Annotated in this window: 14 protein-coding genes; all 14 read left to right on the plus strand. The window is 33.8% G+C overall.

Annotation, left to right across the window (positions count from 1 at the left end; genetic code table 11):
* The first annotated feature begins 96 nt into the window (after positions 1-96).
* The 14 genes from atpB (at position 97) to SJY34_RS11755 (ending at position 12,203) form a co-directional block, all read left to right on the plus strand.
* A complete protein-coding gene (atpB, locus tag SJY34_RS11690) occupies positions 97-1,182 on the plus strand; it encodes a F0F1 ATP synthase subunit A (protein WP_400075849.1) in 1,086 nt (361 codons plus the stop codon).
* A gap of 19 nt (positions 1,183-1,201) precedes the next feature.
* The gene (gene atpE, locus SJY34_RS11695) at positions 1,202-1,423 is read left to right on the plus strand and encodes an ATP synthase F0 subunit C (RefSeq protein WP_400075851.1); all 222 of its coding nucleotides are present in this window, start codon (positions 1,202-1,204) and stop codon (positions 1,421-1,423) included.
* A gap of 109 nt (positions 1,424-1,532) precedes the next feature.
* Positions 1,533-2,036, plus strand: a complete 504-nt coding sequence (locus tag SJY34_RS11700) for a F0F1 ATP synthase subunit B (protein ID WP_400075853.1) — start codon at positions 1,533-1,535, stop codon at positions 2,034-2,036.
* A 5-nt stretch (positions 2,037-2,041) separates the two neighbouring features.
* Positions 2,042-2,578 carry an ATP synthase F1 subunit delta gene (atpH, locus tag SJY34_RS11705; RefSeq protein WP_400075855.1) on the plus strand — a complete coding sequence of 179 codons (537 nt, stop codon included), beginning with the start codon at positions 2,042-2,044 and terminating at the stop codon, positions 2,576-2,578.
* A gap of 58 nt (positions 2,579-2,636) precedes the next feature.
* Positions 2,637-4,217, plus strand: coding sequence for a F0F1 ATP synthase subunit alpha (gene atpA / locus SJY34_RS11710; RefSeq protein ID WP_400075857.1), 1,581 nt, complete (start codon positions 2,637-2,639; stop codon positions 4,215-4,217).
* A 67-nt stretch (positions 4,218-4,284) separates the two neighbouring features.
* Positions 4,285-5,148 carry an ATP synthase F1 subunit gamma gene (gene atpG / locus SJY34_RS11715; RefSeq protein WP_400075858.1) on the plus strand — a complete coding sequence of 288 codons (864 nt, stop codon included), beginning with the start codon at positions 4,285-4,287 and terminating at the stop codon, positions 5,146-5,148.
* Positions 5,149-5,373: 225 nt separating this feature from the next.
* Positions 5,374-6,216: an alpha/beta fold hydrolase gene (locus SJY34_RS11720; RefSeq protein ID WP_400075860.1), complete on the plus strand. Its 843-nt coding sequence runs from the start codon at positions 5,374-5,376 to the stop codon at positions 6,214-6,216.
* A gap of 53 nt (positions 6,217-6,269) precedes the next feature.
* A complete protein-coding gene (locus tag SJY34_RS11725; protein ID WP_400075862.1) occupies positions 6,270-6,707 on the plus strand; it encodes an RNA polymerase sigma factor in 438 nt (145 codons plus the stop codon).
* On the plus strand, positions 6,700-7,257 hold the full coding sequence (locus SJY34_RS11730) for a hypothetical protein (RefSeq protein ID WP_400075864.1): 558 nt from the start codon (positions 6,700-6,702) through the stop codon (positions 7,255-7,257). Before SJY34_RS11725 ends, SJY34_RS11730 begins: the two co-directional genes overlap by 8 nt.
* Positions 7,258-7,309: 52 nt before the next feature.
* Positions 7,310-8,770, plus strand: coding sequence for an oligosaccharide flippase family protein (locus SJY34_RS11735; RefSeq protein WP_400075866.1), 1,461 nt, complete (start codon positions 7,310-7,312; stop codon positions 8,768-8,770).
* A gap of 4 nt (positions 8,771-8,774) precedes the next feature.
* The gene (dut, locus tag SJY34_RS11740; protein WP_400075868.1) at positions 8,775-9,209 is read left to right on the plus strand and encodes a dUTP diphosphatase; all 435 of its coding nucleotides are present in this window, start codon (positions 8,775-8,777) and stop codon (positions 9,207-9,209) included.
* Positions 9,210-9,248: 39 nt separating this feature from the next.
* Positions 9,249-9,563 carry a GIY-YIG nuclease family protein gene (locus SJY34_RS11745; RefSeq protein WP_400075870.1) on the plus strand — a complete coding sequence of 105 codons (315 nt, stop codon included), beginning with the start codon at positions 9,249-9,251 and terminating at the stop codon, positions 9,561-9,563.
* Positions 9,564-9,604: 41 nt separating this feature from the next.
* Entirely contained in the window at positions 9,605-10,624 is a 1,020-nt protein-coding gene (locus SJY34_RS11750; protein ID WP_400075872.1) for a sugar phosphate nucleotidyltransferase, read from the plus strand.
* A gap of 217 nt (positions 10,625-10,841) precedes the next feature.
* Positions 10,842-12,203: a tetratricopeptide repeat protein gene (locus SJY34_RS11755; protein WP_400075874.1), complete on the plus strand. Its 1,362-nt coding sequence runs from the start codon at positions 10,842-10,844 to the stop codon at positions 12,201-12,203.
* The last annotated feature ends 37 nt before the right edge of the window (positions 12,204-12,240 follow it).

A 12,240-nucleotide genomic window follows, 5' to 3' on the forward strand; every position in this document is an offset into this window, starting at 1 on the left:
CGATTAAAAAATATAGCGAAATTATTGTTTGTCGTTTCATTAAATGTGTGTACATTTGCACGGAATTTAAAGCAAGGTATTTTTAAGCCCATAAGAATGAGAATAAGCACCTTTAAAAGCATAATATTTTCAGCGTTATTTTTAACGGTATTTAATATTGGTTTTGCCTTTGAGATTAAAGAAGGAGGAGACGACGAAAAATTCGATCCCAAAGAGATGATCTTGCATCATATAAAGGATGCTCATGAGTTTCATTTATGGGACTGGAAAGGAAAACCTGTATCATTGTCATTGCCTATTATATTGTGGACTGACAACGGTTTGACTGTATTCTCATCAAGTAAATTTCACCATGATGACACAGGTCATGAAATAGTTGAAGCTAATGGAGGAAAGTTTGTTAAATATCATGAAAAAGTTTATCAACTAGATTCTGGAGCAACTTCTGTTACTTTCGATGCAAAGCACCATCCAACAAATGCACATAAACCTCTAGATTTTTCTATTACTAGGAACGTATTTATGATGTGGGTTTCAGTAGCGGTATTATTATTAATATTTTTAATGACCGCAAGGAGCTATAAAAAATCTAAAGATGGAGTACCAACTGGTATTGCAGGATTTGTAGAGCCATTAATAGTATTTGTTAGAGACGAGATTGGTAAACCAATGATTGGTGAGCACAAGTATAAAAGATATATGCCATACTTGTTAACCATTTTTTTCTTTATATGGATTAATAACATCTTTGGCTTAATTCCTATCCTTAATGGGGCAAACCTAAGTGGTAACATTGCATTTACATTCACTTTAGCTGTTTTTACATTTATCATTACTACGATAAGCGGTAATAAAAACTATTGGAAGCACATCTTTTGGATGCCAGGAGTACCTGTTCCCATGAAATTATTTTTAATGCCAATTGAGATTATAGGAATGTTTGTAAAACCGATTTCGTTAATGATTCGTTTGTTTGCCAACATTACAGCGGGTCATGTTATCATTTTAGCATTAATGTCATTAATATTTGTATTCAAGTCTGTTTATATAGCACCAGTGTCTGTAGCGTTTTCATTATTTATTACAGTCATTGAAATTATTGTAACGGCAATACAAGCATATATATTTACAATATTGTCGGCCCTTTATTTTGGGATGGCAACAGAAGAAGAACATCATTAATTAATTTAAATTTTATATTATGACTATTTTTGGAATTGCAGCGATTGGCGCTGGTATAGCGGCTGTTGGAGCTGGTATCGGAATTGGTAAAATTGGTGGATCAGCTATGGAAGCTATGGCACGTCAACCAGAAATGCACGGTAAGATTCAATCTTCTGCATTAATTTTAGCAGCCTTCGTTGAAGCAGTAGCATTATTCGCAGTAGTTGTCGCTTTCTTACAAGCAGCACCTAATGCTTAATGAGCTAATTAAGAATACTGAAGTAACGGTTGGTTACTTCAGTATTTTATTCATTCACTAGAGCTGTAGCTTCAGAGAATAAAATTTAAGTTATTTAAAACAAAAACAAATGGATTCAACAGAATTAGTAATGCCTGGACTAGGGCTAGTATTTTGGACTGCAGTTACCTTCATAATACTACTTATTATCTTAAGAAAATTTGCTTGGAAACCTATATTGGGTGCTGTAAGTGATAGAGAAGAAGGTATTAAAGATGCATTGGCTTCTGCTGAAAAGGCGCGTAAAGAGATGGAGAATCTTCATGCAGATAACGAACGTATTTTACAAGAAGCACGTGCTGAGCGCGAAGCGATGTTAAAAGATGCTCGTGACATGAAGAATAAGATTGTTTCAGATGCTAAAGATGAAGCGCAAGTGCAAGCAAGCAAGATGATTGAGCAAGCACAATTAGCAATAGAAAGTGAAAAGAAAGCGGCAATGGCAGAATTAAAAAGTCATGTTGCAGGATTATCTTTAGATATCGCTGAGAAAGTAGTACGTGAAGAATTATCTAACAAAGACAAGCAATTGAAGTTGGTTGAAGACATGTTAGGTGAAGCAACTTTAAACTAAGATAAATGTCAGGATCAAGAGCAGCAATACGTTATGCAAAAGCAGTTTTAAGCTTAGCAACAGATCAAAAATCTGCTGAAGTTGTAAATAGTGATATGAAATCTATCACTAATGCAATTGCACAGAGTGAAGATTTGAATCAGATGCTTCAAAGTCCTGTGGTAAGATCTTCGGATAAAAAAGCAGTATTAACATCAGTATTTAAAGATGCTAATGTTACTACAGCAAATCTTATCGATACTTTAATCTCTAATAAGAGACTAGCGCTTTTAAATGATGTAGCTGCTAGTTATACTCAGTTATACGATCAGATGCGAGGAACTCAAGTAGCGACCGTTACTACAGCAGTGCCTTTAACAGCAGATTTAAAAACTAAAGTATTAGCTAAAGTAAAAGAACTTACTGGTAAGGAAGCAGAAGTGGAAAATATAATAGATGAAAGCATTTTAGGTGGTTTCATTTTACGAGTAGGTGATATTCAGTACAACGCTAGTATCGCAAATAAACTCGACAAATTAAAAAGAGAATTTACATTAAATTAATTATAGTTTTAGGTTAGCTCTCTAAAGGCTAATAGCTAAAAGCTAAAGACTAGTAAAAATGGCAGAAGTAAAACCAGCTGAGATATCAGCAATCTTAAAACAACAACTTTCAGGTTTTGAAGCAGGTGCTTCATTAGACGAAGTAGGAACAGTATTAACTGTAGGTGATGGTATTGTACGTGCTTACGGATTAGCTAACGCACAATATGGTGAATTAGTAGAATTCGAAGGTGGTGCAGAAGGTATCGTACTTAACCTTGAAGAAGATAACGTAGGTATCGTACTTTTAGGTACTTCAGTAGGAGTAAAAGAAGGTTCTACAGTAAAACGTACGGAACGTATCGCATCTGTGAAAGTAGGTGAAGGTATTGTTGGACGTGTTGTAGACACTTTAGGTAACCCAATTGATGGTAAAGGACCAATCGCTGGTGAAACTTACGAAATGCCAGTAGAGCGTAAAGCGCCAGGAGTTATCTACAGAGAACCAGTGACAGAACCATTACAAACAGGTATTAAAGCTATTGACGCTATGATTCCAGTTGGTAGAGGACAACGTGAGTTAGTAATTGGTGACCGTCAAACAGGTAAAACAACTGTTTGTATTGATACGATCTTAAATCAAAAAGAATTTTATGATGCAGGTGAGCCTGTGTATTGTATATATGTTGCTGTAGGGCAAAAAGCATCTACTGTAGCAAATATTGCTAAAGTATTAGAAGAAAGAGGAGCATTAGCCTATACAACAATTGTAGCAGCTAACGCATCAGATCCAGCAGCGATGCAAGTATATGCACCAATGACAGGAGCTTCTATTGGAGAATATTTTAGAGATACTGGTAGACCAGCATTAATCATTTATGATGATTTATCTAAGCAAGCGGTTGCATACCGTGAGGTATCTTTATTATTACGTCGTCCTCCAGGACGTGAGGCGTATCCTGGTGATGTATTTTATTTACACTCAAGATTATTAGAGCGTTCTGCGAAAGTAATTAACGATGATAATATTGCTAAAGAGATGAATGATTTACCAGATTCTCTTAAGCCATTAGTAAAAGGTGGTGGTTCTTTAACCGCTTTACCAATTATTGAAACTCAAGCAGGTGATGTATCAGCATATATCCCAACCAACGTAATTTCGATTACAGATGGTCAGATTTTCTTAGATGGTGATTTATTTAACTCTGGTGTACGTCCAGCAATTAACGTAGGTATATCTGTATCTCGTGTTGGTGGTAACGCACAGATTAAATCAATGAAAAAAGTATCTGGTACATTAAAACTAGATCAAGCTCAATTCCGAGAATTAGAAGCGTTTGCTAAGTTTGGTTCGGATCTAGATGCATCTACTTTAAATGTCATTGAAAAAGGTAAGCGTAACGTTGAAATCTTAAAACAAGCTCAAAACGATCCATTTACTGTAGAAGATCAGGTAGCGATTATTTATGCTGGTTCTAAGAACTTGTTAAGAGATGTTCCTGTGAATAAAGTAAAAGAATTTGAAAGAGATTTCATTGAGTTTTTAAATGCTAAGCATAGAGGTATCTTAGATACATTGAAGTCGGGTAAATTAACTGATGAGGTAATTGATACATTAACAAATGTAGCTAAAGACCTTACAGGAAAGTATAGAAATTAGTAAGAAGTACATAGTAGTTAGTGCAGAGTACTAATTACTTTTCACTAACTACTTAATACTAAAAAAGATGGCAAACTTAAAAGAAATACGTAACAGAATATCATCAGTATCTTCTACAATGCAGATTACTAGTGCCATGAAAATGGTATCTGCTGCAAAGTTAAAGAAGGCACAAGATGCTATCACTGCAATGCGTCCTTACTCTAACAAGTTAACAGAATTACTACAGAGTTTAAGCGCAACATTAGATGCAGATTCTGGAAGTAAATATTCAACCGAAAGAGAAGTTAAAAATGTTTTAGTAGTTGCTATAACATCTAACAGAGGTTTGTGTGGTGCATTTAACTCTAACATCATAAAGCAAACAAATGTGTTGATTAATGATGTTTATGCTGACAAAAGCGTATCTGTTTTAGCTATTGGTAAGAAGTCTAATGATGCTTTTGCAAAACAAGACAGAGTTATTGCTAACAAAAGTGAAGTATTCGACGATTTGACTTTTGATAATGTTGCTGAAATAGCAGAAATGTTGATGGAAAAGTTTGTTGAAGGAGAATACGATAAAGTGGAACTCGTTTATAATAGTTTTAAAAATGCAGCAACTCAAATTGTAATGACTGAGCAATTTCTGCCAATTGTACCAATTAAGGGGGAAGATGCACATGCCAACTTAGATTATATTTTTGAGCCTTCTAAGCAAGAAATAGTAGAAACTTTAATTCCTAAGTCTTTAAAGACGCAATTATTTAAAGGTATTAGAGATTCTTTTGCCTCTGAGCATGGTGCACGTATGACAGCAATGCATAAAGCCACAGATAATGCAACAGAGTTGAGAGATCAACTTAAGTTAACATATAACAAAGCAAGACAAGCAGCGATTACTAACGAAATCCTAGAAATTGTTGGTGGAGCGGAAGCACTTAACAATTAGGCGTAAGCCAAATGTTAAAGTTGAGCGGAAGCACTTAACAATTAGGCGTAAGCCAAATGTTAAAGTTGAGCGGAAGCATTGAATAACTAAAATTTGTCATGCTGAATTTATTTCAGCATCTTAAATAATATAAAACCTAACTTTAATGAGTTAGGTTTTTTTGTGTTTTCATGTAACATTTTTTTCATTTTGTATCTAAAAGGAAAACAAATAAAAAATAACATTATGAAAACTATTAAATTCAAACTTCTAGTCTTAACACTTTTCATTTCCGCTTCGGTAATGGCCCAAAACAAAGCTTTTAAAGTAACAGTAACTGGTAAAGGCAATCCTATTTTTCTATTTCCAGGATTTACATGTCCTGGTGAGGTTTGGGACGATGTAGTTGATAAGCTTTCAAAAACGAATGAATGTCATGTCTTTACATTTGCAGGTTTTGGGGATGTACCGGCTATTGAAAAACCATGGTTACCAAAAATTAAAACTGAGATAACAACTTACATTTCAGAGAAAAATCTTGAGGATATTACTTTAATTGGTCATAGTTTAGGTGGCACTTTGAGTCTATGGTTGGCTGCTGAGGATAATGAAAGCTTTAAACAAATTATAGCTGTTGATGCGCTACCATCGACAGGTGCTTTAATGATTCCTAATTACAATAGCGAAATGATTGCCTATGACACACCATACAATAAACAAATGCTAAGTATGAGTAGTGAAGATTTTGAAGCTGTGGCAATTCAAATGGCATCAGGAATGGTTTTAAACGAAGAAAAGAAGCAAGTAATAAAAGATTGGATTATTAATACAGACAGAGAAACTTATGTATATGGTTTTACCGATCTATTAAAGCTAGATCTACGAGAGGACATTATAAAAATTAAAATTCCTGTATTGTTATTGGCAGCGACTAAACCTTATGGAGAAGAAATGGTTAAAATGACATATAAAGATCAATACAAGAATCTTGAGAATTATGAGATTAAGTATGCCCATGATTCAGCTCATTTCATAATGTACGACCAACCAGAGTGGCTTTTAGAAGCGATTAAAAGTGAATTGGAATAGAAATGAATCAAGAGAATTTCAAGATTATTTATACTAAAAATTATCCAAAGGTCATGCGGTTATGTTTAGGCTATGTAAATGGCGATAAGTCACAAGCACAAGATTTAACTCAGGATGTGTTTATAAAAGTTTTGGATAATCTTAAAAATTTCAGAAAGGAATCAAGCATATCAACTTGGATTTATAGAATTACGGTGAATACCTGCTTAGTCCATATAAGAACAAATAAAAAGTGGAAGACAACTAATAATTTACCATCTAATTTGGAAAGCCAAACAGATAATGATATTGAAAATAGAGAAACAAAATTCAATCAACTTTATAGATGTATCAATAAACTAAATGATGATAACAAGACCATAATCTTACTGGAATTAGAGGGGTTACCTCAAAAGGAAATAGCAGAAATTATTGGTATTAATCATGAAGCCTTAAGAGTAAGGATACACCGAATTAAAGACAAATTAACTAAATGTGTGAGCAATGAATAATTTTGAAAACATACAATCAGAATGGCAAAGCCAACCTAATATCGCAGGAACAAGTAAAGGACTCGAAAACGTATACAGAAAAACTAACGAGTTAAAAAAGAAACAACAAATATCTAATATAGTGTTAGGGACAACCGTAGCAATTTTAATTATTTTTTTCTTTTATGTAAAAGCTTATCTCGAAGTTAAGGCAACCTTAGCATTAGGGCTAATGATTATGGCATTGATTGTAAGAATTATAATCGAGTTTTTGAGCATTAGTAGTTTAAAAAACATAAATTATAATCTAGATTTTAAATCTTTCAAAGAAAAGCTTTCAGGCTACTACAAAAGAAGAGTAAAGACACATTATATTTTCACACCTATCATCCTCGTTTTGTACGTCATTGGGTTTTTAATCTTGATGCCCTATTTTAAGGTTGGCCTTTCAAGTGGGTTTTACACCTATATTCAAGTTTCTGCAGTTGTAGTTTTAGTTATAGGTGTAGTTTTGATTTTCAACCAAGCAAAAAAAGAACTTTTTATCTTAAAAGGATTAATGTCTGAATAAATAATCTTTTGAGATTATTTCAATACTTTTGAGCCAAATCAATATTACCAGATTGAGCGGATTCAAATCTCTTTTTAAACAAACTTTTATATATGGCTTAGCCACTGTGTTGCCTAGGATGTTGAGCTTCCTCCTTGTACCATTGTATACAAGTGAAGCAGTTCTTGCTAATCCTGCGGAATATGGTAAGGTATCAGTTATATTTTCATATTTTGTTTTGTTCAATGTGATTTTGGCATATGGTATGGAAACAGCATTTTTTAGATTCTTCAATAAGGAAGAAGACAAAGATAAAGTGGTAAGTACATCTACTATTTCACTGATAGTATCATCTCTAGGATTCTTCATATTGGCATTAGTATTTCAAAATCAAATCGCCAGCTTTATAGATATAGATGTTAAATACATCAACTTAGTGATTTGGATATTGCTTCTAGACGCCTTAGTCATTATTCCTTTTGCTTGGCTCCGAGCAAATGAAAAACCAATGCGATATGCTGTTATTAAGATACTTAATGTTGTTATTAATATTGGTCTAAATCTATTTTTCTTACTAGCTTTAAAGGATTTGGCAGAAGGAGGAGGTATGTTTGAAAATATATACAAACCCAATTTTGAGATCAGCTACATATTCATAGCAAACTTGGTAGCCAGTGCATTTACTTTATTGTTGATGGCTTCATTTTATGCTAAACTGAAGTATAAATTTGATTCTAGCTTATGGAAACAAATGATGAAATATGCAATACCAGTTTTAATCGCTGGTATCGCATTTTCAATCAATGAAACTTTCGATAGAATTTTACTAAAAGAATTACTGCCAGCAGATATTGCGGAAAATGATATTGGAATGTACTCAGCATGTTATAAGCTAGCTTTATTTATGACGCTGTTCGCAACGGCTTATCGTTTAGGAATAGAACCTTACTTTTTCAGTCATGCAAAGACTAAAAACCCACAGAAGAATTACGCTAATATTCTTGAATTTTTTGTGGCCTTTGGTTCTATTATTTTGCTTGCAGTAGTTGTATTCGCAGATGTATTAAAACCATTTATCATTAGAAGTGAGGCGTATTGGGAAGCCATGTGGATTGTGCCTATCATACTTTTAGCTAATTTTTGTTTAGGGATTTATCACAATCTTTCCGTTTGGTATAAAATTACTGACAGAACTAGGTTTGGAGCATATATTTCTGTTGTTGGAGCTTTGGTAACGCTTGCAATTAATTTCATCTTTATTGAAACCTATTCTTATCAAGCTTCTGCTGTAGCAACTCTTGTTGCGTATGCTGTAATGATGCTGTTATCGTATTATTTTGGGCGAAAATATTATCCAATTCCATACAACCTTAAAAAGATTGGATTGTACTTATCCATTTCAATAGGTTTATCAGCATTATCATTTTATCAATATCGTGAGAATTATGTTATCGGAATTGCAATGTTAATTGTATTTTTGGGATTAGTTATTATGTTGGAAAAGAACCAACTAAAACAAGTCTTAAAACGATAAAACCATGAAAATTAAAATTATAAACAAATCAAGACACGATTTACCACATTATGAAACCATAGCCTCAGCCGGCATGGATTTGCGAGCTAGTTTAACAGAGTCAAGAATATTAAAACCTCTAGAACGCACTATAGTTGGAACAGGCTTATTTATAGAATTACCGATTGGTACAGAAGCACAAGTAAGACCAAGAAGTGGTTTAGCTGCTAAAAAAGGCATTACAGTACTCAATGCACCTGGAACCATAGATGCAGATTATAGAGGTGAAATCGGAGTTATCTTAGTCAATCTTTCCAACGAAGATTTTACAATTAATAATGGCGAGCGAATAGCGCAATTGGTAATAGCAAAGCACGAACGTGCTGAATGGGAGCAAGTAGAAGTATTATCTGATACTGATCGTGGTGAAGGCGGTTTTGGAAGTACTGGAGTTAAATAGCCAATTCCTGCGAAAGCAGGAATCTCAGAATAAATAAGAATGAAATATTGGTATGTCTATATAATGGCAAACAAGCCAGATGGAGTAATTTATATTGGCGTAACAGATAGCATCGAAGAAAGAGTAAAAGAACATAAGATAAAAGTCTATCCTAAATCATTTACAGCGAAGTATAATTGTGATAAGTTGGTGTATTTTGAAGAGTTCGAAAGCGGAAAAGAAGCTGAAGAACGTGAAAAAAACTTCAAAAATTGGAAAAGAAATTGGAAAATAGAATTAATAGAAGAGATGAATCCAAGTTGGTCTGATTTAAGTACTAATTGGAATCTGAATTATAAAAAGATTAGAAATTAAGTTTAACTTTAAAAAGATACCTGCTTTCGCAGGCATGTAAAATGAAAATAATAGTACCAATGGCAGGCAGAGGCTCTCGCCTTAGACCACATAGTTTAACAGTACCAAAACCATTAATTCCGGTTGCAGGTCAACCAATTGTGCATCGTTTAGTAAAAGACATCGCTAAAGTTTTAAAGCAACCTATTGACGAAATAGCATTTGTTTTAGGTGATCCAGCATTTTTTGGAGATGAGGTTGTTGAAAGTTTAACGGAACTAGCCGAAGGTTTAGGAGCTAAAGCATCCATTTATAGGCAAGACCAACCTTTAGGAACAGGTCATGCTATTATGAGTGCTAAACCGTTGCTTTCTGGTCCAGCAGTAATTGCCTATGCAGATACGTTGATTAGAGCAGAGTTTGATTTAGATCCAACAGCAGATAGTGTGATTTGGACAAAACGTGTTGAGAATCCTGAGGCTTACGGAGTGGTTAAGTTAGATGAGAATGAAAGCATTGTTGAATTGGTTGAAAAACCTGAGACCTTTGTAAGTGACCAAGCTGTAATTGGTATCTACTATTTCAAAGATGTTGCAGTGTTAAAGGAAAAACTTCAAGAAGTATTGGATGAAAACGTAATGAATGGTGGGGAGTACCAAATCAATGACGGTATTAAACGCATGATGGCTGATGGCAGAATTTTTAAAACAGGATCAGTTGATGAATGGATGGATTGTGGAAACAAAGCCGTTACTCTAGAAACTAACGCTAAAATGCTTGGTTTTTTAGCAGCTGATAAAGAAGAACAATTAGTACATGATTCAGTAGTATTAGAAAACTCAAACATCATTGAACCATGCTTTATTGGTTCAGGAACGGTATTACGCAATACATCAGTAGGACCAAACGTTTCTATTGGCAAGGATTGTGTTATAGAAGACTCAAGCGTTAAAAATAGCTTAATCCAGAACCAAACGACTATTAAAAACGCTAATTTAGACGAAGCTATGATTGGTAACCACGTAAAGTACAATGGTGGCTTTACTAAGATTAGTATTGGCGATTATTCAGTTTTGGAATAAAAAAACGTTTTAAAGGCTTTATTTTTCCGATTCTGTCAATTCGAGGGTAGTCGAGAATCATAAAAATATAAACACTTAATGCATTTCGACTACGCTCAATGTGACAGATTAAAATTGTTTTAAAAACTAAAACATATAGTTTGGAACAACTTTTGAAACTCTAATGTCATTCGGCGCAATAGTGAATCTGCCTGTCGTCAGACTGGGAATCTAACAAATGAAATTGAATAAGAAAATAACAAGAATTTTCATTGCACTTTTAATAGTGCCTGTGTTTGCTATAGCCCAAGTTGATTTTAATAAACGACCAGATGATGATTTAGGAAATGTAGAAGATGAATTTCAAGAATATTTCTTTGAAGCTTTAAAACAAAAGGGAATTGAAAATTACGATAGAGCAATTGATGCCCTTCAAAAATGTTTAAATCTCAATAGTAAGCTTCCGGTTATTTATTTTGAACTTGGTAAAAACTACAATAAGCTTAAAAACTTTGGCGCAGCAGAAGAAAATCTAAAGAAAGCCATTAGCATGCAACCAGATAATGTTTGGTTTTTGGACGAGTTGTACGATGTTTATTTTCAGCAAGATGATATTAAAAATGCTTTAAAAACGATAAAGCAACTGGTAAAATATCATCCAGATTATAAGGAAGATTTAGCAGCACTTTATGTTAGAGAAGAAAAATACAAACAAGCGTTAGACATATTGGATGAATTGGATGCTGATTTAGGTCTTAGTGAATCTAGAGACGCTATGCGTAATGATATTTACAGTATTACTGGGAATGCAGATGATCGTATTGAAAACTTAGAACAGCGCGTTGCTAGTAATCCTAATAATGAGGACAATCATTTAAAACTTATTTATAGATATAGTCAAACTGGAGATCGAAAAAATGCTTTTAAAGCAGCTAAAAACCTGCTAAAAGTAAAGCCAAATTCAAAGTTTGTGCATTTGGCATTGTACAAGTTTTACCTTCAAGATGGTAAAGTAGATGAAGCCATTAGTTCAGTGAAAATTGCATTGATGAGTCCTGAGATAAATTCAGATGCTAAAGCTAAAGTACTCAAAGATTTTGTGAGTTTTGTGGCTAAAAATCCAGAATACGAATCAGATTTAGTTGATATTACTGCTTTAGTAGATGAAAATAAAGACGCACAAACTCACAGCGATTTAGGTCATTATTATCTAAAGGCAGGAGATAAGGCTAAAGCGCTTTCGAACTTTAAAGAAGCTCTAAAACAAGATCCTAACGACTTTAAATTAATAAAAGACGTATTGTTACTGCAGTTAGATATAAAGGACTACAAAGCTGTTATAAATGATGGAGAACGCGCTTTAGAACTATATCCTGCACAGCCCATTTTGTATTTGGTAAATGGTGTAGCCAACAATAATTTGAATCAGTATAAAAAAGCAATAGACAATTTAGAAATGGGTTTAGATTTTTTAGTTGATAATCCTGTTATGGAGGCCGATTTTTATTCAGAATTAAGTATTGCCTACAAAGCCTTAAATAATATTAGCAAATCTGAAACGTTTGCTAAAAAGGCGCAAGCCTTAAAAGCCCAACAATAAACACATTCCTGCGAAAGCAGGAATCTCAATAAAGAGA

This window comes from Winogradskyella sp. R77965 (assembly GCF_044594915.1).
In the GTDB taxonomy this organism is placed as follows: Bacteria; Bacteroidota; Bacteroidia; order Flavobacteriales; family Flavobacteriaceae; genus Winogradskyella.